A 25,702-nucleotide genomic window follows, 5' to 3' on the forward strand; every position below is an offset into this window, starting at 1 on the left:
CATTGCAATATAATCTATAGAATTCTCTTATTAGCTCGTAAATGTTAAATATCAGCTTTACCTGCATTTCCAGCGGGGAACAATCCCTACACATTCCGGTTATTATTTTTCAATCCCTGCGGCACATCATTCGCATGGTTATAGGTGCCACTCCAGAATACACTTCAGTTTCTAATACTTGATCTTACTCTTCAATGGCAGGCATCAATTTTACTCATCAATTATTTTATTTCTCATGGATATTATCTGTTTTTCACACCTCAGGTGGAATTTTGTGTTCCAGCGTCCGCAACATTTATTAGGCAGAATGGCGAAGCAGTATCGTGTATTCTATATAGAAGAACCGGTTTTCTATACGCTTGAAAATAAAAACATGGTAGCTGTTTCTCCTCAGAATATATGGGAGTAACCCCTTTTATCTCGCTGGATACCGACCCTGCAGATATAGAACAAGTGCAGACAGATCTTTTAAACGTACTACTAACTGATTTCAATATCCAGGACTATTACTGCTGGTACTATACGCCCATGGCCCTGCCATTCAGCAGGCATTTGAAACCACAGGTTACCGTTTATGATTGCATGGATGAACTGTCGGCATTTAATTTTGCGCCTACTTTGTTACACGAACTGGAGCTGGAATTATTTAAGAGGACGGACATTGTATTTACGGGCGGCTATAGTTTGTATTCTTCAAAAAAGCAGTACCATCATAATATTTACCCTTTTCCAAGCAGCATCGAAAAAGAACATTTTGAAAAAGCCCGGTTAGAACAACCGGACCCTGAAGATCAGGCACAGATAGGCTTTCCGAGAATGGGTTTTTTTGGTGTACTTGACGAGCGACTGGACATTGAATTGATAAATGCGGTTGCCATTGCAAGACCTAACTGGCAGATCATATTTGTTGGGCCTGTTGTTAAGATCGATCCGGATAGTTTACCAGTGCATCCCAACATTCACTACCTGGGGCAAAAATCATACAATGAGCTGCCTGCCTATATAAGCGGTTGGGATTTAGCAATGATACCTTTTGCCAATAACAAATCAACAGAATTTATCAGCCCCACCAAAACACCTGAATATCTGGCAGCCGGGAAGCCTGTTATCTCCTCGCCTATCCGCGATGTAATTGATCCCTATGCAGAGTTATCGCTAGTACACATAGCTTTTGATGCTACTGATTTTATTGAAATAGCCACGCTGGAACTAAACAATAAAGAAAGATCCATATGGCTCCGTGATGTTGATGATTTTTTACGACGCAATTCATGGGACATGACCTGTAACGCTATGAATGCTTTAATTAAACAAATAAAGGAAAACAGAGAGTATGTTTGATTATTTAATTGTAGGAGCAGGTTTTGCAGGTAGTGTAATGGCAGAACGATTAGCGTCCTCAGGAAAAAAAATATTGATCATTGATAAACGAAATCACATAGGTGGCAACACTTATGATTATTATGATGAATCAGGCATATTGGTGCATAAATATGGACCACATATCTTTCATACACACAGCAGAGATGTTTACGACTACTTAAGCTTATTTACAGACTGGAGATCATACGAACACAAAGTGCTGGCTGCTGTTGACGGGCAACTGGTTCCGTTGCCAATCAATCTCAATACGATTAATACGCTGTATGGCCTTCAACTTTCTACAGATCAGGCAGAAGCATTTTTAAAAGAACGCGCAGAAAAAATTTCACCCGTAAAAACATCGGAAGATGTAGTGATGGGGCGCGTAGGAAAAGAACTCTACGAAAAATTTTTCAAAGGCTATACAAAGAAACAATGGGACCTTGATCCTTCACAACTGGATGCAAGTGTAACCGCAAGAGTGCCCGTTCGTACCAATAAAGATGATAGATATTTTACTGACACTTACCAGGTAATGCCCTTGCACGGATACACCAATTTGTTTACGAAAATGCTTTCTCATCCCAACATTAACATCATGCTGAATACGGATTACAGGGACGTTATCACGTTTGTGCCACATAAGTATATTATTTACACGGGACCCATTGATAGTTATTTTGATTATTGCTACGGCCAATTGCCTTATCGTTCTATTGAGTTTAGATTTGAAACATATGATAAGGATATTTTTCAACCTACAGGTACTGTAAACTATCCTAATGGTCAGGCATATACTCGCATCACAGAATTTAAATACCTGACCGGGCAACAGCATAAAAAAACATCTGTGGTGTATGAATTTCCAAAAGCGGAAGGCGATCCCTACTACCCTATTCCTACGGCAGAAAATGCAGCGTTATACAAGAAGTATCAGTTGCTGGCAGAAACTGCCCCAAAAACATATTTTACCGGGCGGCTGGGCACTTACAAATATTACAACATGGACCAGGTAATAGCGCAATCACTCACGCTGTTCAAAAGTATCATGAAAGATCAACCCATCGAAATGCAAGCGAATGGATATAAGAAAACATTACAGCAAACCTGAAATTTGGGGAGGACTGGAATGCTCCATCAACAGAACAAGTGACCATTTTCATGATCAATTGGAGGATGGTGGCTATTATAATCGTTCCCATAATATTGAAGCTATTTCAAAACTAGGTATTACTACCTTGCGTTTTCCTTTACTGTGGGAACGTCATCAACCGCAAAAAGACGACCCTATTAACTGGGATTGGGCCACGGAGCAATTGAACAGTATTGTAGCCTGTAACATAACACCGATCATTGGTTTATTACATCATGGCAGCGGACCTACATTTACTGATTTAACAGACGATCATTTTCCTGAATTATTATCGAAGTATGCTGCAAAAGTAGCGCAGCAATTTCCATGGATAGAATATTATACACCTGTTAATGAACCTTTGACCACAGCAAGGTTTAGTGGACTGTATGGTTTGTGGTATCCACATCATAAAGACGTTCACAGCTTTCTTACAATTTTATTGAATCAATTGAAGGGAGTTGTACTTTCAATGCAGGCTATCAGAAAAATTAACTCAAATGCGAAACTGATACAAACCGAAGATCTCACCAAAGTACACAGTACCCCAGCTTTACAATATCAAAGTCATTTTGAAAATGAAAGACGTTGGCTCACGTATGATCTGCTCTGCGGCAGAGTTGGTGAAAACCACAGCATGTGGAACTATTTTATGGACAATAACATTGATGCAGAAAGTCTTTACTTTTTCATCCGTCATCCATGCGTACCACATATTGCCGGTTTCAATTATTACATTACATCGGAACGTTTTCTTGACGAAAATATTGATCAATACCCTGTACATACACATGGCAGCAACGGCAAACAAAGTTATGCAGATGTAGAAGCTGTGCGGACAACAAACATAGCAGGAATAAAATGTCTGCTGCACGAAGCATGGGAAAGATACCAGCTTCCACTTGCAGTAACAGAGGTGCATCTTGGATGTACACGGGAAGAGCAAATAAGATGGTTAAAAGAAATCTGGGAGGCTTGTTGCGAAGCTACTGATGAAGACATTGACATCAGGGCCATTACTGTATGGGCATTGCAAGGTTCTTATGATTGGAGCAGCTTGCTCACGCGGCATCACAAAATATACGAGCCAGGAGCTTTTGACGTACAAAATAGTATGCTACGACCAACGGCCATAGCCAAATTGGTGACATCCATCATCGGCAATATGCCCTGGGAACATCCGCTATTACATCAACAAGGATGGTGGCAAAAAATATCAATTAATGAATCATCTATAGAAAATAACAACGATGCTAAAATACAGGTTCCATTGCTGATCATCGGAAAAACTGGAACTCTTGCCAACGCATTTGAACGTATTTGCATCAGACGAAATATTTATTGCAAAAGCATTTCACGTGATGAATTTGATATTTTAGATGAAAAATCAATTGAGGCTATTATTGCATTGTACCAGCCTTGGGCCATGATCAATGCGACAGACCTGATAAAAGTGGATGATGCGGAAACCAGTGTTGAAGCCTGTTTTGCAATCAATATGCAAGCTCCCGTTTTACTTGCAAAAGTTTGCAAAAAATACGATATCCGCTTTCTTACGTTCTCTTCGGACCTTGTGTTTGGCGGTGACAAAACCTCACCTTATACTGAAACTGATGCAGTAAAACCTTTAAATGTGTATGGCAAAAGTAAGGTGGCAGGCGAAACGCAGCTATTGTTAGACAGCGACAATACGCTGATTATTCGCACAGGCGCCGTGTTTGGCCCGTGGGACAGCGATCATTTTGCGGGTTATATCCTCGATGCTCTTTCAAAAGAACAAACCTGTATAGCAGCCAGCGGAATAATTGTTTCGCCCACCTACATTCCTGATCTTGTAAATACTGCGCTGGACATATTGATAGATGGAGAAAAGGGTGTATGGCACATCTCCAATGAAGGAAAAATTTCCTGGGCAGACTTTGCACGTGAAGTGGCGGAAAGAGGCGGCCATTCACAGGAAAAGCTTATTGCCCGCTTTCCCAGCCAAATGCAATGGAAAGCCACCAGACCGGTGTATAGTGTTTTAAAAAGTGAAAAAGGTATTCTATTGCCCACCTTTGCAAATGCGATGGATAGATTTTTTCATGAAAAGGAGTTTTGATAATGACCGGTAATAAATTCATGTTCGCTACAGGAATAGAAAATAGTTACCCAACCATATTGTTGCCCGATGGTAAGGAAAAACGTGTGGATGAAATGGAAAAGACAGGACACTATCAAAACTGGCAGAAAGATTTCATGCTCGTAAAAGAAATGGGCATTGAGTTTTTGCGATACGGTGTACCCTATTATAAAACGCATATTGCGCCCGGCAAGTATGACTGGTCGTTTGCCACTGAAACATTTTCTTATTTAAAAAAAATAGGCATTACTCCTATTGTTGACCTCTGCCATTTTGGTGTACCTGACTGGATCGGAAATTTTCAGAACCCAGACTTCCCTGCCTATTTTGCGGAATATGCTGCTGCTTTTGCGAAGCAGTTTCCTCACTTACAACTTTACACGCCAGTTAATGAGATTTTTATCACCGCCATGTTTTCTGCACAGTATGGCTGGTGGAACGAACGACTACAATCCGATCACTCTTTTGTTACGGCACTCAAGCACATAAGCAAGGCAAATGTGATGGCAATGCAGGCCATTCTTGGTGTAAGAAAAGATGCTACATTCATCCAGAGTGAATCATCGGAATATTTTCATGCAGTGGACCCTGCTGCGACTGCGCTTGCACGTTTCCTCAATCAAAAAAGATTTCTTTCGCTTGATCTTACCTATGGTTATCCATTGAATGCAGATATGTATGAGTACTTATTAAGCAATGGAATGACCAAAGAAGAATACCGATGGTTTACTTACAACCAGGTTAAAGCAAGTTGCATAATGGGCAACGATTATTATGTAACTAATGAACACGTTGTTCATCCCGATGGATCTACACAAGCCTCGGGAGAGATATTTGGTTATTATGTAATTACCAGTCAGTATTACAGGCGATATAGATTACCCATCATGCATACAGAAACAAATATTAAAATGCCTTACTGCAACGAATGGCTCTTGAAACAATGGGCAAATGTGCACAGGCTAAAACACGATGGTGTGCCTATCGTAGGTTTTACGTGGTACAGTCTCGTCCATCAGGTAGATTGGGACACTGCACTTAGAGAAGACAATGGAAACATTAATGAACTAGGGTTGTATAATCTTGATAGGAAAATAATGCCCGTTGGTGAAGCGTACAAAAATTTAATAAAGAATTGGAACGATATCATAACCGAAGAAAGCTATGGACTTGTGTTTTACAACAGATGATGTTACCTGGTAAAAACTACTTTCTCTTTTAAAATATTCGCGGTAAATGACCCAAAAAGCTCATGCGCTTTCACCTTGTGTGAAGAAATATGTATATGCGCCTGTTCCATAAACACCGTTAAACAAGCATCTTTTTGCCTGCGATTACTTTTGTTTTTGTAAGAAGTAGAATGAGGACCTCCTAGTTGCGCAATTTTTTTCATAACGATCATATTGTAAACTTATATTCACAAATGGCATTCCACGTCTGCACACCGGCTAAAGTGAATTGCTTGTAAACGCCAATGGCGGGCGTGTAGTTAATCTTACCCAAATTCAGCAGTATCACAATCCCAATAACTCAAATCATTTCCCCAAAAAAAATAGCGCCTGATCAATTGATCAAACGCTATTAAGAGAACACATATAATACCAATGGAACAAACAAATAGAGCAGTGAGACGACCTTGAAATGGAACTATATTGTTTGACCATCAGTATACATTACGCAGGCACTTTTCTGGCTTTTTCTCTGGGCCAGAACCTATGCGCAGCAACGGCTTTTATAAAACTTTTTGTAAGTACTGCAATATCATCTTCTATAATCAAACCTTCTTCCTCAGTTTTTCTATCATTTAAATCTGTAGGAAGTTTTTTCGAAAAATAAGTTGCTTCCAAAACCTGCATCGTATCCGCATCTGCGGCGATGGCTTTGCAATGCTTGTAAGCCTCGTTGATGAAATGGATCGCATCAGGTTCAGCTTCAAGGCTGGCTACACTGTTGGTACCACCCGGCACATATACCGCATCAAACAACACTGAAGCTGCTGTAAGAAAACTTTGATCTATAGCAATCTCCTTGTCATTGGCACTCATTACTGTGCCTTGATGTGGCGCTATCAGCTGGTATTTTGCGCCCTGCTCAGTTAACGCTTTTGTCATTGCATCTACAGACATTTCATTAACGCCATCAGCCACCAGGATTGCTATGCACCTGGTTTGAATAGAATCTTTTTTAGTGCCCATCATACTTAGTGCATCTGATTTTTCCAAACTACTTTTTACAATGATGGACTCATATTCATTAGGATCACCATCAGCCGGAATGCTTTTATTGATAGGCATTTCAGGCTTTGGCACATTTAATCCAAGCTTGCGGGCCACATGGCTTGCAAGACTTTTATCAACCATCGATAATATACCCAACATACGTACCCTTATCTCTTGCGTATTCACTTTGCCCAGCTCAAACGCAAAGGCATCCACGATATGATCTTTTTCCGGCTGTGACTGACTATTGAAAAATAAAGTCGCCTGGCTAAAATGATCGAAGAAGCTGCGGCTGCGTTCCCTTATTTTTTTAGCATCAATGCGTTCAGCGTAAGAAGTAAAGCCTCCATCTTTGATGCCCGCCTGAAACGGACAACCACCGCCAAGTGTATTGGGATGATAGCTCACTTTACCGCTATTGATTTGCTGGCGCATGTGACCATCTCGCTGGTTGTTATGTACCGGAACTACTGACCTGTTAATGGGTATCTCATGAAAATTAGGTCCTCCCAATCTCAACAGTTGAGTATCTGTATATGAAAACAATCTACCTTGCAATAATGGATCATTAGTGAAATCAATGCCGGGTACAACATGTCCTACGTGAAAAGCTACCTGCTCTGTTTCCGCAAAAAAATTATCCGGGTTTCTATTCAGCGTCATCTTGCCAATCCTCTGCACAGGCACCAGTTCTTCCGGTACCAGTTTGGTGGGATCGAGCAAGTCGAATTCAAACTTATGTTCGTCGGCTTCCGGTATGATCTGTACACCCAGTTCCCACTCAGGGAAAGCTCCGTTTTCAATAGCTTCCCAAAGGTCGCGACGATGAAAATCAGGATCTTTGCCGGAAATATTCTGCGCTTCATCCCATGCTACCGAATGCACACCCAGCAAAGGTTTCCAGTGAAACTTGACAAAGTTTGATTCTCCTTTTTCATTTATAAAACGAAAAGTGTGTACACCAAATCCTTCCATCATACGATAACTACGCGGAATGGCACGATCGCTCATTAACCACATGATCATGTGAGTAGATTCCGGCATCAACGAAATGAAATCCCAAAACGTTTCATGCGCAGAAGCGGCCTGTGGAATTTCATTATGTGGTTCAGGTTTTACTGCATGAATTAGGTCGGGAAATTTAATCGCATCCTGTATAAAGAATACGGGCATATTATTACCCACTAGGTCAAAATTACCTTCCTGTGTGTAAAACTTCACCGCAAAGCCGCGTACATCACGCGCCAGATCGGTTGAACCACGAGAACCCGCCACTGTTGAGAACCTTACAAATACAGGCGTTTCACAGGAAGTGTCATTTAAAAAACCAGCCTTGGTAACATCTCCAAGTGATTTATACAAACGGAACACACCATGTGCTGCTGTACCCCTGGCATGCACGATCCGTTCCGGAATACGTTCATGGTCAAAATGGGTGATCTTTTCGCGTAGGATAAAATCTTCCAGCAGTGTAGCACCGCGGCTACCGGCCTTTAGGGAGTTCTGATCATCATTGACTTTTAATCCCTGGTTGGTGGTAAGCAACTCTCCTTCGTTCGACTGTGTATCCTGCACTAAGTCATCGATCTTTATACTTTCACTATTTTCAGACGAATCGTCTTTTTTACTTTTTGGCATAGAACATAATTATAATAAGCAATGAAATGAATGCATAATAATTATGCCATAGCGACATGAAGAATATGCCATACCAACTCCGCAAATATTATGGTAACAAATTTGCTTATTTAGTCCGTACAGGCGTTACGCAATCTTCTATCACCTGCGGATCATAGCACTTATTCACCTTTAGTGGAAAATAACATATCAACGCGTAGAGTGCTGCAATGAGAAGAAAGTTATTCATATGGATGTAAGATATTATTGATCAAAATCACAAACAATGAAACCGAATACAAATACACAAAATACTTCAAGCTTTTTTGAAACATTTGCCAATAAGGTAAACAAAGCAGCAGGCAGCACTGTAGCATTTATTGGAGCATTTTTAATTGTTATAGTCTGGGCCGTTTCCGGGCCATTTTTTCATTATTCGGAAAACTGGCAACTGGTAATCAATACAGGCACCACAATCATCACATTTTTAATGGTGTTTCTTATTCAAAAGTCACAGAACAAAGATTCGCTTGCCATCCAGTTAAAATTAAATGAACTTGTGGCAGCACATGAGTTCGCTAGCAATCGTCTTGTTAACGTCGAAAACATGACGGAGGATGAATTAAAAGTGATTCAGAAATATTATTCTAAACTCAGCGAGTTTACCAAGAGCGAAGAAAACTTACAACAGTCACATTCTATTGACGAGGCAGAAGAGATTCATGAGTTGAAAAAAGACATTGAAGAGGATGTAAAAAAGAATTTAAGAAAAAAGAATTAATTGAAAAATATATTGGGATCATTGTCCCGACGGACCAGTATTTGACGCAAGCTGGAATTTGGGGATTTTGAACAGCACATAGCTTCTAATAAGCAAGATAAGTCATCATCTTGCAAGCTAGCCTTTTGTGGAAACCTCCTAAAAGATATTAGTTTTCTCCTGTAGACCTATATTTATACACAATTCTAATGGTTGTAAAACCTTTAATAATGATTTGCTGTTAGTGATGGCATCTTTTCGCCCTTGTATCACTATTCCCTCCCATTGATGCGCTTTCCTGCCCGCCAGCGTTTTCCATTCTGACAGTATTTTATTGATTGTTTAAACCTATACTATGATGTCCAAATCCTCTTTCTTGCAAAGGATATTATGCCTATTTGCAATCAGTCTGTCATTATGTGCCACTGCACAGTTCCCCGGTGTTGAAACCTTTTCCAACAGCACAGCTCCTGGCTGGTTATTTACGGGATCACCCAATAAAGCGTATTTAACAGCTGGTGTCATTGATGCAGAAGGTGACGGCTATCTAAGGCTAACCAGTAACGAACATGACCAAAGTGGTATTGCGGCTAGCGGCCAGGTATTTCCCACGCACAAAGGGTTTATCATTGAGTTTGAATACCTGATGTATGATGGTTTACGAATTTTTAACAATCCGGCTAATCCGACCGGGGACGGTATTTTGTTTCTTTATGGAAGATTCAAGCGTGAACCGGTTTAATTTCCACGCAGGTGGATTTGGCGGATCGCTGGGGTATGCTCAAAAGGTGGTACCCAATGCCGAGGGCAATGGAGATACATTGATCCCTGGTATATCCAAAGGATATATCGGGATTGGTTTTGATGCTGTTGGCAACTTTTCGCAGGCCAGCGAAGGCCGTGTTGGAGGAACACCTACCATCGATACCAGTTCCGTCACAATAAGGGGTCCCGGAGAAGGAACAATTGAAACCATTACGACAGATTATCCTTGGGTTGCCACTACTGTTACATCGAAATTAGCAGTCAATCCTTTTCCACTCAATAACGAAGCTTCAGGAAGATCCAGGGATTCCACGGCGGTTGGCTGGCGAAGGGTAAGAATAGAGATGGTTCCCAAACTGGATATGAACGGACAGATTCCGCGTTTGTGATTTACCTGTACATGTATACAGAAGGGTCGCCTATTGTTAGACATACTATCTTTGACAGCCTCAATTATAATTTCAAGCCACCTGGTTACGTAAAACTTGGGTTTTCAGGTGGAACAGGCTTTGGAACGAATGTACAAGAGATCTACAATTTGCAGGTTCTGCCGCACGACTCACTGGCTGTAGTTGGAGCAGCACTTGACTCCCTGGCGGCTTGCAAAAATAATTCACTGGTGTTTGACCCGGCCGCAAATGACACTTCCCATAACGGTCCGCCCCCACTGTCGAAGGGAAGGGATATGAACAGGGCGACGATTGATTTGGATACGCTGATGGAGGGCATACAACAAACACGGGTTTTGCAGGATACCGGAACTTTTACTGTCAACAGCCAGGGCATTGTTACTTTTACGCCCGTCGCGGCGTTTGAAGGAGAAGCGGTCATTTATTACAGTATACAAGATCTGTATGGCGCAAAAAGCTATGGGGCACCGATTAAGGCAAACATCAGGACTAATACAGGGGATGCCATCACTATACTAAAGGATACAGTAGCAGCGTGTTCACCCAATACGGCGGATCTGACTTCGTCCAGCGTTTATACCACCACCTCGCCTGGGACAGTCGCCTACTTTAAAGATGCTGCCGGTACGACACCAGTGGATGACCCTACCCAGGTTGGTCAGAATGGCATTTATTATATTGAACTGGCGGGTGCGGATGGTTGTACCGATATAAAACCCGTGACAGTCAACATAAGTAATAATTCACTTTCCCCGGCTGCTTATCCAGGCAGTAGTTGTGAAGACGCCCAGGTGCTGCTAAAAACAGGTGGTGCAGTTGCGGGTGAGGCCTATAGGTGGTGGGACAGCGAAACAAGTGGAAATCCGTTACATGTTTCAGACAGTTACCTTGACAGTACCTACACAACGCCGGTATTAAGTACAACCACTTCCTATTGGGTGGAAAAATACCTTACCTCTCCTTTTGGCTGCGTGAGCACCACAAGAACAAAAGTAACGGCTACGATCAATACGGCCTCTCTCGCACCCGATGCTGGCCCGGATCAAAGCCTGGCCGAACGTAGCACAGAGGGTAGTTTGCAAGCCTCCCCTTTAACATCAGACGAGGTCTCGCAGGGAGCCATCGGTTACTGGCGCTTTTTATCTGGCCCCGCATCGCCGGTCATACAAAATTCAGGAAATAATACCACCGCTGTAAATGGCTTGAATGGCAATGGTGATTATTTATTTACTTGGACGGTGCAGTTAAATACCTGTTCAAAAACAGACACCGTTTTGCTGCGCATCGGTGCCCCACTTCCTGTAATCTATACAGATATTTCGGCAACGTTTTGGCAAGACCAAGTCGTGTTAAAATGGACCACTGCCACAGAATGGAACAATAGAGGTTTTGCGGTGCAGAGAAGTTTAGATGGCGTTCATTTTGAGAAGATCGGTTTTGTTGATGCCACAACAAGTAATTCAACAGAACAAACATCTTATCATTTTGAGGATAATGTAACAGGAATTACCTCAAGCCGTTTGTATTACCGGTTACAACAAATAGACATTGATGGTGATTTTGCTTATTCTAGAATTTTGACCGTAGTAAAAGGATCAAAGGAGTTGCAAGCTCAATTGTATCCCAATCCATTTACAGCAACCGAGCTTCGAATGACGATCAATACGCCGGTAACGGAAACGGTTACACTTCGTGTCGTCGATCCAACCGGGCGACTGATTCAAACAGAAAAATTGCAAGTAGAAAAAGGTTCCAGCAACATTGGTCTATTATCGATGTCTCAGTTGACAAGTGGTTTATACTACGCTGAAATATGGGTAGGTCACAAACGTGCCGGTATAGTAAAACTGGTCAAAAGATAACTTGTTCTTTTTTATCCTGGTGACGCAAGAGGGCAGTTTACCGAAAGTGGTGGTGAACTGCCTGCTAGCCAGTTTTGTGCAACAAAAAAGGCTTAGCAGGAATAAATATAGCATCGATGAAACTATAAATATTTTACTTATGCAAGTGCATATATCCATAGCCGTACTCGCAGTTGTTTTTGTATTATTATTATTAATCGGATACCTGGCAGGTTGTTTTGTACAATATAAAGCAGAACGAAAAAGGCAGCATATGGAAAAAGAAATTCTGCAAATTCATGCGGAGATCCTTTCATTGTATGCAAGGCTGAGGGAATGTTCTGAAAATCAAAAAACTTGCACACCCGTTTTTCCTTTTGAGCAAGAACTATCCGATCAAGAAGAAATAGTCGCACCGGCAACCACTTGGTGGTAAAGCATCTGATGGCGCATTCTCACGCACCTGCGTTCTTTTATCCTTCGTCTGAAATGGTGTCTCGTCCTTTTCATCAGCGTGTGCCAGGATCTTAATATTTAGCTGCTGACCGTCTGCGTATTCAATGTGCGCAACAAACCAGGCATATCAAAACATCTTTGCAACACCACAGTAAAAAGATAAAACAGGCACTTACCTTAATGACAGCAAAGCCTCCAAACTCGCTGTTTCTTTACGTGTGCCTGCAAAAATTATTCTTAAGTGCAATCTATATATGTATGACACGCGGCTTCAAAAGCAGTGCGCAATTGAAGGATATCGCTTATTGATCAGCGGAGGCGTGGTTTACTTTCTCGTTAAACTTTTATGGAGCAGCACGCTCGATATAAATTCTATTGGCACGATCCCGTAAACCTCGGCACTTGATTTGACGTTATATCCTATCGTCAAAAATACTTATTAGACTATGATTGCCTGGTCAGAAATAATTATCCGATTGACCCTTGCGGCTTTTCTCGGCGCACTGGTCGGACTGGAGCGTGAACGCAAGGATTGGGCTGCCGGCCTTCGAACGCATATGATGGTTTGTGTCGGTTCGTCTCTCGTTATGTTGGTATCAACGTACGGATTTGAAGATATACTTGGCACACACAATGTTGTACTCGACCCATCGAGGATCGCCGCACAGGTTATCAGCGGCATTGGCTTTATTGGGGCAGGCACCATCTTGTTTTTAAGGCAAGGCATCGTCCGTGGGTTAACCACCGCCTCCGGTTTATGGACAGTGGCCGCGATCGGTCTGGCAACAGGCGGAGGAATGTATTTTGCGGCCTCCATTGCCACGCTGCTTGCGCTCTGCATCTTGTGGCTGATGCAACCATTTGAAAAGAAAATCGGCAACCGCTTTCGCAGGCGCAGTTTAAAGATCGTAGTGACAGGCGACAACGCTACCGGTACCCTTGAAAAAATCCTACACCTCACCATAAGCGAAAGCAGCAATTGCCTGATAGAAAAAACGGACAGTGGTGATTTGTCGGTTAGCGTCGAAATGAAATCCTTACAAGGCGCTGGGCAGGCTGCGCTGATCAGCGCCCTACAGGCAATGCCGGGTGTAAAGGAAGTCGGTTTCCAACGCTAAGGCAGAGGCAACCTTACAACCCTATGCTCTTCGCCCTTCGGTCCTTACGCTGTAAGTGCTTTGCGAGCCGTGCAGGCTTCTTCCATTTTCGCTAATAGCGCCCATCCTGCAAGGTCTGGCATTTGAACACTTCTTTAGTGATGGTTTGTATATTCTCTCCCAATTCGGCAAGTGTACAATGAAGAACTTCCAGGTTCATGGGCAATCCTTCTCTGGTCTCCATCAAATCCATGTGAATAAAGCCTTCATCGGAATTAACCGGCCTCCCTTTTAGCATGCCAAACAGCCGCCTGGCGACCATATGATTGTTGCCTATCTCCAGTTTCCCAAACGACTCTATACCCTTTATTGTTTTAATGTTCAGTATGACGTAAAATGTAGTTTTCATAATTGCAAACATTATTCGTGTATGTGTTATAAAATGCAAAAGGGCGGAAGGTTTACTTCCGTCCTTCGCCTTCCCACAGTAACATCGTAACTTACTGTACCTGGATGGTGCGCGACACACTCGCACTGCCTTCTTTCTTAGGCAGGGTTACCTGCAATATGCCATCCTGGTAATGTGCGGTGATCTTTGCTGCATCTACTGCTTCATCGAGGGTAAAGCTGCGTGAAAAGCTTTGCCGGCGATACTCCTGGCGCACCCAGCCCTTATCTTGTTCTTCAACAGATGCAACCTGTTCAAAGGAAATGGTCATCAGATCCTTTTGAATGCTGATTTTAAAATCTTCTTTTTTCAGACCTGGAGCAACCAACTCCAGTTCATAGTGAGTTTGTGTCTCCCGGATATTTACCGGCACATGGTTGCCTCCTGCTGGGTTCACCCAAGCTCCTTCATCAAAAAAGCGACTGAGATTGTTTTGGAAGATTTGATCGACAACACTTCCAAAGGCTGGCACATGACCATTTTCTTTTTTAATAATGCTGTTCATAACTCCTCCTTTTTTTAAAAACGATCTACAATCAAAATGCCAACGCTCAAAAATGATTTTTTGACAGGAAAAATTTTCAGTTTGGATAGGAGCCGGTTTGGGTTCTAATTGAACATCAAATAATTTTGAATGCGGCATGTGTCCTGCCTCCTGTCAAAAATTCTTTTCTTTTTGTTGGTACAAACGCGTGATCATAGCTCAGCAGCACGAATGATTCTTTGCTGTCCGCAGAAATCGAAATTGCAGTTTACCCTTAATTAAAACCGATACCCTTAACCGCCGTAATTTTTGTTATTTTTTTTTAACGTGTGTAAAAATTTATTTCGCCTATTTACTTGACGGCAGTTGGAAGACAGGAGATTTTGAAGAAGTAAAATAAACGCATATCCGATAACGTGTTGCCATTTATATGAAGCTATATTCTTCAGTGAGAACCCCACGAGAACCTAATGCGTTAATTACATGTATGTCAATAGCTCGCCTGCGCTTTCTCGAAGCACTCTATGATTTACTCACATTCTTGACAATTAGATTTTTTGTTCTTGAGCCTGGATGATAGAAAGGCATATAAAAAAATGCTGCAAAGCGAAGTGAAAATTATGATAAAAAGACAATTGATAGTTGAGCGAAGATTTGACACGATAATTTAGCAAAGGTTATTCTATCACTACTTTAATATTTCTAACGATTTTATATTCTGTATCAGAATAGAATTACCCAATCAACGATTGGGTAATTATCAAATAAAGCTCAAAAAACACATCTTTCAATTCCCAATCAATGATTGGAAAATGTGAATATTCATTCTCTTTCAGTTGCTATCCTACTTCGACTTTTGTGTTACTTGAAATAGCGAGGACAACATCCATTAAGTTGATCAAAATAAAATTCACTCAACCAATTCCCTGATAGAATTTACAACGAAGTCAACTCTTCTCCTTTCATGATATTCTAAATGAGCGCTTATCCATTCATCCAGGTAAGAGTTTTTCAGTAAACTTTTAAACTCATTGATTAAATAGGAGCGGACAGCTTCATCCGAGTGTTTAATTTCATCCCAAATAGAACTACGATTATTTAAAATATAGACAATGTCTTCGAAATCTGAGCTAAACCGGCCGTCTCCTTCCCCACGGTGCTTGAATGCTTCCAGCTTGGTAGCGACGAAATAGGGTGATGTAAAAATCCTCACAGTATAATTACTCCCTAGGTCTTTTGTATTGGACTGTTTAACAGCTTCTGGATACCATCTATTTGAGAATCCCAATACATCTTCGGAACTTGCCATTACATCAACAATAATTCCATTTATCCTGTATCGGCAAAGAACACCTGATTCCCTGTCATTTTCAAAACCTTTCATCCTCAAAGTATTTTCCAAGGCTGCGTAATCTGCATAGTTATACAATTCAACAACGATGTCTACATCCTCCGTAGGACGAGATTCGGTAGCAGGTCGGTCAGCATATAAAGAAACGGTCGCTCCGCCAACAAAAACAACCTGGTCTTTTAATTCGCCCAGAGCATCGTGCACCGCTTTGATTCTTGTAATATTTTCATTGTAACTCATTGTAGAATATTTTTTTGTAGGATATCAATAGCAAACTTGATTTCACGGCTTTTGCCAACGCGTATAACATCGACACTTGCCAGAAGTTCATAAAGCAGTGCGTCTTTTTGCGCAGCGTCGGGCACACCTTTATGAAGTGGTTCAATGGCCAATCCCCGCATGTTGCCGTCATCACTCGGCCACACATAATTGTATTCGCTCTTAAAATGCCTTTTAAACAACGGATGCGAATGAGCTGTTCCGACGCCGGTTAACATACTGCCTGGGACTTGAGGAAAAACATAGTGAAGTCCATATTGAATAAATTCCATGAAGGATTGTTTATACACTTTTCTTTTACCCGGATCAATCAGCCCGGCTATACTACTTCTGTTTAGAGATTCAGATATTTCCGACACGCTTATTGATAAAGTTGCTGATAGGTCACGATATTGCCACTCCGAATTTTGCAAAGCAATAATCTTCAGAAGTACAACTATATCCTGTGGCCGCATTCCATTATGAGCTTTCATATTGCTAATATACAAATTGTTTTCAGTTCGCGAATCGCGAACAAAGAACAAGTAGAAACATATTTTCAACTATTTGATTGACAGATGTTTCAAAATTGAAGATCAAAATGAATTGAAGACCCCAATAATAAAATCAAGACGATATCCGAAGTATATCTCTATTGGGTCTCGTCTATTTGATGACATTTGCTAAAATGGGCATACTCTACTGAAAATCAACAGTTTCCTATTTGATGGCCATTTGATAAAAATATGGACAAAAATATTTGTCATTAAAATACACTCTGAATTGCCGTAAAACTGGATATACCCTAGCTTACTAGACAAGAGTTGGAACCGAATGCGAACTTTGAAAATCTATGGCTGCTAATAAGGAGAAATGTAAATATTTGTCGATAAGCCGTCTTTTAGTTTCAACCAATATTAAAGACTTTATGTAACACTGTAACCACTGCCGGTAGAAAAATAACAAAGTTTATCTTTCATTTTAAACGATGTAAAATAATTCTATTTGCAACTGGCCACTAACAATATGTCATCTGTGGATATTAATCTAAATCCATTATTGCAGTTAAATCACTATTCGGTCGCTTCAGGTGCTCAAGACGCTTGGATATACTCAAAATCCTTTTTCAATGAACCTGATTGCATTACCTAACGAGCCGATTAATAGATTTGTGTTTCCCTCCTCATCAAGCCACATTAAAGTATCATTGCATATACGACAATGAAGTTTCATCGATCTTACTGGGATATCAGCAATACCATCGTTAAAGTCAATTCTGATATTTTCAATTAGATAGTATCCATTATGTTCTTCATACTCTGCCGAGTAATAATTATCATCGTACTTAAAAGCTAGGCTCTTTTTCATATGAAATCATTTGTTACTTGGGTCCATTTTCATCTGCATAAGCAACAGTTTATAACCATAAAATTAAGAAGCTTGATCCATACTTCAATTGCATACAAAATTATCCATGCTTTAACATGATCGCAATCAAATGGAATCAAATGCAATGATGATGATTTACTAGCAAAGTGTCTATAAATGAAATAATTTTTGTTCATGGCCATCTGAACTATAAAGATCAAATCAAAATACTTACCTCTGTCTTACACTTTGGATGATACGAAGGATGGTATTGTATATATCCCAAATTTTGAAGAATAGTTATGCCCCTGTGATATGTATAATATGAGTTTATCTTCGCAAGGCCCATCACCTGCCTTCTCGAAATATAAACCTTATTCATTTTACCTTTCTCTACATAAAGAAAATAGATAGCCAAATATAATGTCATCAGGGTCGGCGTAATCCGTTTATCTTTCAAGAGACAACCAACAATATTTTCGTCTTTCTCATACATCGTTCCTTTCATTTTAAAGCATATCCTTGTTGCATCAAATTCTCAATATCTGTATATCGATAATAATGTATACCTCCAATTTTAGAAGAACGAAGCGTTCCTTTTACTCGCATACTCTGCAGTGTTCCGTTAGAAACACCTAATAATTTTCGAACCTCAATGGCTTTCAGCCATTCTTTTCGGGAAAATGTTTGGCTGTTCTGCATTAATCCTTTTATATCGTTAAGCAATGCCGCCCGAAAATTCTCCAGATCGTTTTTGGTGATAAAATCCACTTCCATAATGAATGCTTTAGTCATTGTTAAAAAGATAAAGCTCTTACCGAGCCTTATCCATGGGTTTATCATCCCCGTCTTCCATCTTATCGCTGGCAGGTTGCGCTCCCGCAGTGCCTGCGTCCTTTTCAAATGGAAATGAGTTTTCTGTATGGAAGTCAATAGTGAACATAAATTCTTGTTCGAATTTTATCAGGACATCCGTCAAAGCATTCTCTTCGATGAGGATTTTTTTTCCATACTTGTTCCTAAATGCTTGTTCGAATTCGTCGCTTACTTTGTATATCACAAACTCTACACCTTTTCGAACAATAAAGTATTTCATGTTAGACATCGTTTAACATTTTGCAATTAGGTTATCAAAAACTATTGAAATTGCTATTCAGAAATGGGCTTCGCTCTCACAAGTGTTTTGTATTTTACTGGCAGGATCAGTTCGCGGGAACCAGCTTCTTCGTTGATAGCAATCACCAACCTTTTTGACGATAGAATGGTGAAAGGGATGAACGCAGTTGCTATTGACTTATTTTCCGATTTCTTTATTATCGGTAACTGGATTGAGTAAATCGGCGAAACTTCCTGTTCCTGTATCGCTGTTCTTTTTGAACGACGTTTGTCTTTAATGAAGAACCGAATCTGAGCCGGTTTGAATTCGATGAAGGATTTATTTATTACCTCAAGCGCAAACCACATGGAGCGGTCTCCCAAATAAATACCTTTAAGATGCACACTGACTTTTTGATTGGTTCGTTTGAACTTCAAAAAAGAGCGTTGTTTAGGTATCTCGTTTCTTTCTTTTTCTAGTACAGATACATTCCTGTCTCTCATCAGCAATGTTGAAGTCAAATCTTTTACTTGCTGCTGACTGAGGTCGATGTTCAACATTGCTGGAGAATCCGAATAATCTACTAAAAAGGAATAGAACTTTCCATCTGCTGTTATGACGGTAAGGTTGGTTTCCTGGAACTTTCTTTTCGCAGCTTTTATTTGCAGAATATTTTCAACACCCTTTGCTTTTTGTAAAATGATAGATTGGCTACCTCTGTCAATACTGATAATTTTAGATGGGAAAACAATATTGCTTGTTTTACTGTATCCTACCTCTATCGAAAGGGATTGAATATTTGTTAATTCAGTATTTGCATCTTGTTGTTGACCAAATGTTGTAACAAACAACGAAACGGATATCACCAATGCGACTATTCTTTTACACTTTTCCATAACCTTGTTTTATTGTTTAAAATTTATTCGATTTTTTGTTTGACATCACGCAGTAAAACTTCATAACCGGCAGAAACTGTAATTCGCACCAATTTTGCCTTTTTACTTATTAACGTTTTTGCAGCCTGTATTCCGGCCGTTGCGGCTTGTGCGCCTAATGAATTGTCAAGCGTTGATAATGACATCCCCTGTGCAACCTGATCTGATGATTGTTTTGCAACATCTCTTGTAATAGCACCAGGAGTATAAATGCCTTCCATTCCGTCCAGGTCATACACTGATAATGCAACAGGAAGAATGTTATCAAGATATTTAATGCTTGATATACTTATTATCAATCTTTCGTTATTGATTGAAGAAGTGCCATACAAGAACGTTCCCTTGGGTACTAAGATGTCTTTGACATTGACATCATTTTTCAATTGCAACTTCATAACAGCGCCGTTAACAATTGTCTGGCTTTCCGGTATAACAGCTTCAATAATATTTGACGTAGCAACACTCTCTTCACGATCATCCCCAATTGAATAAAACTGGTTAAGCGTTGTCGCTTCTCTCGGCTCCTGTTGATCATAGATTGTATCGGCAACGGCAACGTTCTCCTCTGATTGTAAAGAAGAAACGGTCAATACATCGTTCTGCTTCACGACGGTCAAAAGTGAGGATTGCGATGATGGAAGCAACTTTTCTGAAAGCCTTTCCTTCACCCTTTCCGGGTGTTGTATATCCAATACTTTTTCGAGCATCGAGTTGATCTGCTCCATTTCAGGATTGGAATTATTTCCGGTATTCTGTACCTGTTGCATCATAGCTTCCAATCTTTCTACCTCATCCTTGTTGTTTTGTATTTTTGGTACAGCTGGTACCTTCTCACTATTATTCGAAAGATTAGCTTTGTCATTTTCAGTGGCTAAAGCTTTATTCAGTGCATCCAGCTTTTCGTAGACTTTTAGTTCATTCGGATCTTTTGTTGAAATATGGGATAACAAACTATTTGCAGGAAGTTGGTGTGCGGCGTTGTATTCACCTTTGCTTTTAGTAGAAACCGGTAACAAATTGGAATCAATGATCTCCTGATCTTCGAGCGGCGATAGCTGGTAATAAGGGTCATTTCTTGCGAGCGAAGCTTTCTTGGCAGCCTCTTTATCAGCAGCCTCGTAAAAGTTTAATTTACTCCAACTGCTATCCTTAGCAGTATTAGCACCAGGAAGTGTCATGTTTAACCCACCAGCTTTCATCGCAGAATTATCGATTGTTTGTGTGCTACCAATCACACCAACATACCAAAGCAAAAAACTAATAAGTGGCAATACAAAGGCTGGTAAGAATAAAAAGAATTTTCGTTGTCGTAAATATTTCTGGGTATATCCTCTTGTAATACTGGTATCCTGTAGCATATGATTTTATTTTGATTGTTCAGTGTATAATTCTATCAATCCATTTAAACTGTCCAAAAGATGAGGCTCTCTTCTAATTAATTCTTCAAAACCGGGTTTATTGCTCTCTTTTAAGCTATCCAGGTTATGTTTTAATTGTTGAAGGCAAAGCAGGGTTTTCCGTGTGTTGTTCGTATTTCTTTCAATTGGCGCCATTGGGGGAACTTTAATGATCTCTTGCACAGAAATTACTTCATTGGTGTTTACAAGAGCTGTATGGATTATCCAGCCACTAATAATAAATGAAGCTGTGGAAAAAACAATCAACACTGTCTGCCATCTTTGTTTGCTCCACAACCTGGTTTTCTGTTCACACCACCTTGCAAGACATTTCAACCTCGTTTGTATCACTTGCACCACACTATTCCAAAACGGATATAGAGGCGATGTTGGTTTCTGATTTCGTTTAACCTTGAACATTACTATCGATTGACTGTTTTCTCATCCCTGTTTTCAATCGTGTGCCATTTTTCGATCAGGAAGCCGTGACTATTGTTATCGCTTCTTTCCACATTACGCAAATAGCCTTCAGTAATCAGTAATCTATATACGATAGAAGTTGCCCGTATGATCTGCTGCGTGGCGTAGCACCGGAAATAATACGGATGGCTATCTACATTTATACTAATACTGTCAATACTGATTTGCTGACTGATATTTCCGGCAATGATGTTGGAATAATAACCCGATTCTTTCAGGTTTTCATATTGACGTTTAGCGGAGGCGTCTGAGAGATACAAGGCTTTGGTAATGTTTCGTTGTATAACTTTATCATCCGGGTCAAGGGTAAAAAAATAATGATGGAACATAAACACATGATCCCTCGCTTCCACGGGTACATTGTCTTTCCTATCGGTGGCGAGTGCTTCAAGAGCCTTACCTCCGGCTAGTACATATACCTTGTTCTTAGCAACTGTTGCCAGTTCATAGCTCTTGTAGATAACAAACCCTGAAAGCAGTAACGAACCCAATATAATAACGAACGTGAACATTCGTACATACCGGAAGGCTGTATCTATATGCTTCATTTTTGAAAACATTCCTTTAATTTTTTACTTGATTAAAGACCCATCATTTCACGGCCTTTTTCTGCAGTTTGATTGATGGCTGTTCCTGCTAGATTAGTGGTAGCATTAGCGGCTGTGGCGGCCATGCCTGTTGCCTTTGAGGTAAGTGCATCACCACCACCGACCCAAAGTACTTGGCTGGCGATTGATGGTACGGTAAAATATCCCACGATGCCAATAATTAAAAATACCAGGTAGCCCATGTCCGTCCGACTAAAGAATGTGTCTCCATTCTGGTTGATTTGGCTAAGATCGATCTTTAGCATATTCTCCTGTATCTTTCCAATGACGGCACCGAATATGTTGGCAATCGGCAACCACAAAAACACGTTGATATACCTCGCAAACCAATGGCGGATCGTATGATGAAAACCGTCGAACACAGACAAGCCAAACGCAAGTGGACCGAGAATGGCAAGGATGATCAGGTTAAACGTTCGGATGGTATTGATACAAAGGGAGGCAGCAGCAAACAACACCTGCAACACTTCGCTCATCCATTCTTTGATAGAGTTCCTAAAATTGTACGACGCTTTTGCCATCGCAAATTTTATATCATTGCCGATGCCGTCTATAATTTTTTCATCCTCAGGATCTTTTCCGGGATGCGTGTATTTATACCACTTGTCCCTGTCACCGATTCCAGTTACACCAACATACATTTCCCATGCGGTCGTTTGTTTAATAGCGGCTTCTTTTTGTTTTAAAAGTACTGCAATTGCGTCATCTGTGTGACTCACCATTGCAGCAGTTCCGCTTACGGTGGGTTGCATGACACCATTGATAAGCTGGATGAGAGAGGGAAAAATGATAATCGCGAATCCCACCACAAAGGGTCTGAACAAGGGATAAAAGTCTATAGGCTCTGCCCTGGCGAGATGTCCCCAAACACGATAAGCGATATACCACAGAGCAGCAAACCCAGCAATACCCCTACCCACTCCTATTAGCTGCGAACAAAGCGGGATCAGTTCCTTGTACAATTGATCGAGCACGGAATGAAGTCCCTTAATGTCATCACCCAAACCGTTTTGTGCGAAGAGTGAACCTGGCGATAATATACAAGCTGCCCACAACGCTACCTTTCTACAACGTTCCATACTTCACTTATTAATTGTTAGATGCTTATTATTTCATGGCTTGTAATAGCCCTGCATGTTTTTCACTTCGCGTTTTTCTTTAAGGCGTTGCACCATGAGTAATGAAGTGCTGCTGTTAAACGAACGAAGAAATATCAGCTTATCCTGCATGTCTTCAAAAATCTTGTCGATGGCCTTTAACCGTTCATCATCGTTCATCCGTAATTTTTTGGCTGTAACAACCGTTAGCAGGTCATCTAGGTTCTTCAAAGAAAGAGAAAACAAATTGTCATATACTTTGCTGATATAATCCAGTTCATCTGCATTGAACCAGCCGCCGTCCTTAAATCTTGTAAATGCCGCTTTATATTCTTTTACGAGTTGCAATTGATAGTCGACAACATCAGCCACCCGTTTGTATTTTTTTACTGTAGGACTTACTTCCAGCAATCCGTCTAAAAATACTTTATGTAGGTTAAAATTACCCTCCGACAAATCTTTTATGGTTTTGTAACCACCGGATAAAATTTCGTAACCCTTCTTTAAGTCTGACAATATCTGTTTGAACTGCGCCAGCTTTTCAATATTCAGTGCAAGTTGCGCCAGCTCAGGAGCCTGTGCCTTCGCTTCTATTGCGCTCATGTTTAACAAGAGCGTAAAACACAACAAAATAATCTTCGTTTTCATACACCACATTTTTTAGTTCTTACGGTATCATTTCAAATCTGCTGCTTTGCGGTAATTGTTCACTTCTTTTTGCTCCTTGGTTTTCTGCAAGACTAATATTTGCACATCCGATACAAACGCATTTACAAAGGAGTAAACATCAGCAGCAGCGTCATATACCGCCTCTATTCTTTTTATTCGTTCATCATCACTCATTTTCAACTGCGAGTCTGTTATTATAGTTTGGAGTATATCAAATTGTGTGACACATTCGCTTTGAACGTTTGTTCCAACGTTACTAACGTAGTCCTTTTCACTCGCGCTAAACAAATTATTGGTGTTAACAGCATTCGACAGGTTTTGTATTTGCTTCTTTGTCGAGTTGAGCAAAACGATTGAAGCAGCGACTTTTGCATAGTTCTTTACCTTTGGATTGATCGCTTCGAGGCTTTTGAAAAAATCTCCGTCCATTGTAAAATGTACCTGCTTGATATCCCCGATTGTCTTCCATCCTTTCTTCACAATCTGGTAACCTTTTTGCAAAAGTTCAATGTATGCCTTATTGGCTGCGATCTGTTGCAAATAGACTTTGATCTGCTGATTCTGTGCCGTTGCCTTTGCCTGTATCGCAAGGATTGCCATTAATATTATCACTATCAGCTTTTTCATAACATCATTGATTCTGCTTACTAATTGGAAAGACCGTAAAACTGCCGCATCGTTTTTAGTTCATTTTCGTCTTTGCTTCGCTGCAGGCTCAACCGTACACATTGCTGGTTAAAATCCCGGAGATCATTCAGGTTATCGTCAATCTGCCTTGCAACACTACTTATTATTTCCAATCGTTTACCGTCTGTCATCTCCGTGTTAAAAGCGTTGATGACTAAGAACAACCGGTCAAGGTTATCGATACTTTCATCCATGATACCAGTGTAGACTTTTGCCATGTATGAGATCTCATCTGCCATGAAGTGCTTGTCCTGTTTAAACTTGTTGAAAGCAATCTTGTATTCATCTACCAGTTGCTTTTGATGCTCCATTATTTCCCTGATCTTCTTGTAGGTACTGATAGCATCTTTCACTTGTTTAAGCTCGTCAAAATATTGCTGGTACTGCGCTTTGTGTTTCTTTGTCCAGTCGGTGATCTCATCGAGCTTCACTTTGGATAGAATATTTTCCAGGTTCTTTTGTGCAGATTGCAACCAGATGGTTTTATTTTGCAATCTTTGTACGGCAAGATCAGCTGCTTTGATAGCAGCAATAATGGCCTGCCTTACAATCTCCCAGATAAACGCATGGCTTTTTTGTGTAGGCATAACGATGAGTGTGCAACTAAGCACAATGGTGATGAATACTTTTTTCATAATTTACTTTGCTAGTCCTTGACTTTATTGTATTCCGTTCTTCCCTGTAAGAGTTTATTTTGTCCTGGTAAAAAGGTGAGAATATCTTCGGTGTTTTGAATTATTAATTGATGTGTCTTTGGGTCATAAACTCCTGTTCTTTTTTTCACCTTATATTCCGATGGGAATATCTTTCCATCCAGGTGTTGTTGATATCGCATCTTGCTATCAATAAAATAGACACCGCCCGATGGATCGTATTCAGAGATTATTAGGGTATCTGCACCACTCGTAAATTCATCGTGAAGTTGTCTAACATACATGCCGGGAATAAACTCGCGAATTTTATCAGAAGGTGAATTAGTGCAGCTCCCAAAAAATGTGGTTAATGCAATGGTCAATAAAAGGATCAATTTCATAGAAAATCTA

Annotated in this window: 29 protein-coding genes; 11 read left to right on the top strand and 18 right to left on the bottom strand. The window is 40.5% G+C overall.

Annotated elements, in window-relative coordinates; translation table 11 throughout:
* Positions 1-235: 235 nt before the first annotated feature.
* The 5 genes from KTO63_RS26310 to KTO63_RS17920 are packed head-to-tail and all read left to right on the top strand — an operon-like array spanning position 236 to position 5,806.
* Entirely contained in the window at positions 236-409 is a 174-nt protein-coding gene (locus KTO63_RS26310) for a hypothetical protein (protein WP_232373236.1), read from the top strand.
* Positions 400-1,341, top strand: a complete 942-nt coding sequence (locus tag KTO63_RS17905) for a glycosyltransferase (protein ID WP_232373237.1) — start codon at positions 400-402, stop codon at positions 1,339-1,341. The genes KTO63_RS26310 and KTO63_RS17905 overlap by 10 nt, the downstream gene beginning before the upstream one ends.
* Positions 1,334-2,473: a UDP-galactopyranose mutase gene (gene glf / locus KTO63_RS17910; protein WP_217792891.1), complete on the top strand. Its 1,140-nt coding sequence runs from the start codon at positions 1,334-1,336 to the stop codon at positions 2,471-2,473. Before KTO63_RS17905 ends, glf begins: the two co-directional genes overlap by 8 nt.
* On the top strand, positions 2,442-4,595 hold the full coding sequence (locus KTO63_RS17915) for a family 1 glycosylhydrolase (protein WP_217792892.1): 2,154 nt from the start codon (positions 2,442-2,444) through the stop codon (positions 4,593-4,595). The genes glf and KTO63_RS17915 overlap by 32 nt, the downstream gene beginning before the upstream one ends.
* A 2-nt stretch (positions 4,596-4,597) precedes the next feature.
* Positions 4,598-5,806, top strand: a complete 1,209-nt coding sequence (locus tag KTO63_RS17920; RefSeq protein WP_232373238.1) for a family 1 glycosylhydrolase — start codon at positions 4,598-4,600, stop codon at positions 5,804-5,806.
* Positions 5,807-5,808: 2 nt separating this feature from the next.
* On the opposite strand, the gene KTO63_RS17925 is transcribed toward KTO63_RS17920, so the two are convergent.
* Together KTO63_RS17925 and KTO63_RS17930 are read right to left on the bottom strand one after the other, a co-directional pair.
* Positions 5,809-6,009, bottom strand: a complete 201-nt coding sequence (locus KTO63_RS17925; RefSeq protein ID WP_217792893.1) for a hypothetical protein — start codon at positions 6,007-6,009, stop codon at positions 5,809-5,811.
* Positions 6,010-6,289: 280 nt separating this feature from the next.
* Positions 6,290-8,473 carry a catalase gene (locus KTO63_RS17930; RefSeq protein ID WP_217792894.1) on the bottom strand — a complete coding sequence of 728 codons (2,184 nt, stop codon included), beginning with the start codon at positions 8,471-8,473 and terminating at the stop codon, positions 6,290-6,292.
* A gap of 265 nt (positions 8,474-8,738) precedes the next feature.
* Here KTO63_RS17930 and KTO63_RS17935 point away from each other — a divergent pair, with 265 nt between their 5' ends.
* The 6 genes from KTO63_RS17935 to KTO63_RS17960 all read left to right on the top strand — a co-directional run bounded on the left by KTO63_RS17935 (position 8,739) and on the right by KTO63_RS17960 (position 13,802).
* On the top strand, positions 8,739-9,233 hold the full coding sequence (locus KTO63_RS17935; protein WP_217792895.1) for a low affinity iron permease family protein: 495 nt from the start codon (positions 8,739-8,741) through the stop codon (positions 9,231-9,233).
* Positions 9,234-9,567: 334 nt separating this feature from the next.
* Complete coding sequence (locus KTO63_RS17940) at positions 9,568-9,954, top strand: L-type lectin family protein (RefSeq protein WP_217792896.1); 387 nt, start codon at positions 9,568-9,570, stop codon at positions 9,952-9,954.
* Positions 9,926-10,366, top strand: coding sequence for an L-type lectin family protein (locus KTO63_RS17945; RefSeq protein WP_217792897.1), 441 nt, complete (start codon positions 9,926-9,928; stop codon positions 10,364-10,366). Before KTO63_RS17940 ends, KTO63_RS17945 begins: the two co-directional genes overlap by 29 nt.
* Positions 10,363-12,249 carry an Ig-like domain-containing protein gene (locus KTO63_RS17950; RefSeq protein ID WP_217792898.1) on the top strand — a complete coding sequence of 629 codons (1,887 nt, stop codon included), beginning with the start codon at positions 10,363-10,365 and terminating at the stop codon, positions 12,247-12,249. The genes KTO63_RS17945 and KTO63_RS17950 overlap by 4 nt, the downstream gene beginning before the upstream one ends.
* 1 nt (position 12,250) lies before the next feature.
* Entirely contained in the window at positions 12,251-12,664 is a 414-nt protein-coding gene (locus tag KTO63_RS17955) for a hypothetical protein (protein WP_217792900.1), read from the top strand.
* Between the two features lie 466 nt (positions 12,665-13,130).
* Positions 13,131-13,802 carry an MgtC/SapB family protein gene (locus KTO63_RS17960; RefSeq protein WP_217792902.1) on the top strand — a complete coding sequence of 224 codons (672 nt, stop codon included), beginning with the start codon at positions 13,131-13,133 and terminating at the stop codon, positions 13,800-13,802.
* A 91-nt stretch (positions 13,803-13,893) separates the two neighbouring features.
* Here KTO63_RS17960 and KTO63_RS17965 read toward each other — a convergent pair whose 3' ends face one another.
* The 16 genes from KTO63_RS17965 to KTO63_RS18040 all read right to left on the bottom strand — a co-directional run bounded on the left by KTO63_RS17965 (position 13,894) and on the right by KTO63_RS18040 (position 25,692).
* Positions 13,894-14,190, bottom strand: a complete 297-nt coding sequence (locus KTO63_RS17965; protein ID WP_217792904.1) for a hypothetical protein — start codon at positions 14,188-14,190, stop codon at positions 13,894-13,896.
* Between the two features lie 91 nt (positions 14,191-14,281).
* Positions 14,282-14,734, bottom strand: coding sequence for an Hsp20/alpha crystallin family protein (locus KTO63_RS17970; RefSeq protein WP_217792906.1), 453 nt, complete (start codon positions 14,732-14,734; stop codon positions 14,282-14,284).
* An 889-nt stretch (positions 14,735-15,623) separates the two neighbouring features.
* Positions 15,624-16,304: a nucleotidyl transferase AbiEii/AbiGii toxin family protein gene (locus tag KTO63_RS17975; protein WP_217792907.1), complete on the bottom strand. Its 681-nt coding sequence runs from the start codon at positions 16,302-16,304 to the stop codon at positions 15,624-15,626.
* Positions 16,301-16,816 (bottom strand): hypothetical protein, encoded by a 516-nt coding sequence (locus tag KTO63_RS17980; RefSeq protein ID WP_217792908.1) that lies wholly within the window; start codon positions 16,814-16,816, stop codon positions 16,301-16,303. The genes KTO63_RS17975 and KTO63_RS17980 overlap by 4 nt, the downstream gene beginning before the upstream one ends.
* 619 nt (positions 16,817-17,435) lie before the next feature.
* On the bottom strand, positions 17,436-17,690 hold the full coding sequence (locus tag KTO63_RS17985) for a hypothetical protein (protein WP_217792910.1): 255 nt from the start codon (positions 17,688-17,690) through the stop codon (positions 17,436-17,438).
* 504 nt (positions 17,691-18,194) lie between these two features.
* The gene (locus KTO63_RS17990) at positions 18,195-18,485 is read right to left on the bottom strand and encodes a helix-turn-helix domain-containing protein (protein ID WP_232373239.1); all 291 of its coding nucleotides are present in this window, start codon (positions 18,483-18,485) and stop codon (positions 18,195-18,197) included.
* Positions 18,486-18,504: 19 nt separating this feature from the next.
* Positions 18,505-18,786 carry a hypothetical protein gene (locus KTO63_RS17995; protein WP_217792912.1) on the bottom strand — a complete coding sequence of 94 codons (282 nt, stop codon included), beginning with the start codon at positions 18,784-18,786 and terminating at the stop codon, positions 18,505-18,507.
* 53 nt (positions 18,787-18,839) lie between these two features.
* A complete protein-coding gene (traN, locus tag KTO63_RS18000; RefSeq protein ID WP_217792914.1) occupies positions 18,840-19,682 on the bottom strand; it encodes a conjugative transposon protein TraN in 843 nt (280 codons plus the stop codon).
* Positions 19,683-19,705: 23 nt separating this feature from the next.
* Complete coding sequence (gene traM / locus KTO63_RS18005; RefSeq protein WP_217792916.1) at positions 19,706-21,079, bottom strand: conjugative transposon protein TraM; 1,374 nt, start codon at positions 21,077-21,079, stop codon at positions 19,706-19,708.
* A 6-nt stretch (positions 21,080-21,085) separates the two neighbouring features.
* The gene (locus tag KTO63_RS18010; RefSeq protein WP_217792918.1) at positions 21,086-21,538 is read right to left on the bottom strand and encodes a hypothetical protein; all 453 of its coding nucleotides are present in this window, start codon (positions 21,536-21,538) and stop codon (positions 21,086-21,088) included.
* A gap of 2 nt (positions 21,539-21,540) precedes the next feature.
* The gene (traK, locus tag KTO63_RS18015; protein ID WP_232373240.1) at positions 21,541-22,146 is read right to left on the bottom strand and encodes a conjugative transposon protein TraK; all 606 of its coding nucleotides are present in this window, start codon (positions 22,144-22,146) and stop codon (positions 21,541-21,543) included.
* A 32-nt stretch (positions 22,147-22,178) separates the two neighbouring features.
* Positions 22,179-23,285: a conjugative transposon protein TraJ gene (gene traJ / locus KTO63_RS18020; protein ID WP_217792922.1), complete on the bottom strand. Its 1,107-nt coding sequence runs from the start codon at positions 23,283-23,285 to the stop codon at positions 22,179-22,181.
* Between the two features lie 33 nt (positions 23,286-23,318).
* Positions 23,319-23,951 (bottom strand): TerB family tellurite resistance protein, encoded by a 633-nt coding sequence (locus tag KTO63_RS18025; RefSeq protein ID WP_217792924.1) that lies wholly within the window; start codon positions 23,949-23,951, stop codon positions 23,319-23,321.
* 27 nt (positions 23,952-23,978) lie between these two features.
* Positions 23,979-24,599 carry a hypothetical protein gene (locus KTO63_RS18030; RefSeq protein ID WP_217792926.1) on the bottom strand — a complete coding sequence of 207 codons (621 nt, stop codon included), beginning with the start codon at positions 24,597-24,599 and terminating at the stop codon, positions 23,979-23,981.
* A 20-nt stretch (positions 24,600-24,619) separates the two neighbouring features.
* Positions 24,620-25,294: a conjugal transfer protein TraI gene (locus tag KTO63_RS18035; protein ID WP_232373241.1), complete on the bottom strand. Its 675-nt coding sequence runs from the start codon at positions 25,292-25,294 to the stop codon at positions 24,620-24,622.
* Positions 25,295-25,305: 11 nt separating this feature from the next.
* Positions 25,306-25,692 (bottom strand): hypothetical protein, encoded by a 387-nt coding sequence (locus KTO63_RS18040; RefSeq protein ID WP_217792928.1) that lies wholly within the window; start codon positions 25,690-25,692, stop codon positions 25,306-25,308.
* Positions 25,693-25,702: the final 10 nt, after the last annotated feature.

It is taken from the genome of Pinibacter aurantiacus (assembly GCF_019130065.1).
Taxonomy (GTDB): domain Bacteria; phylum Bacteroidota; class Bacteroidia; order Chitinophagales; family Chitinophagaceae; genus Pinibacter; species Pinibacter aurantiacus.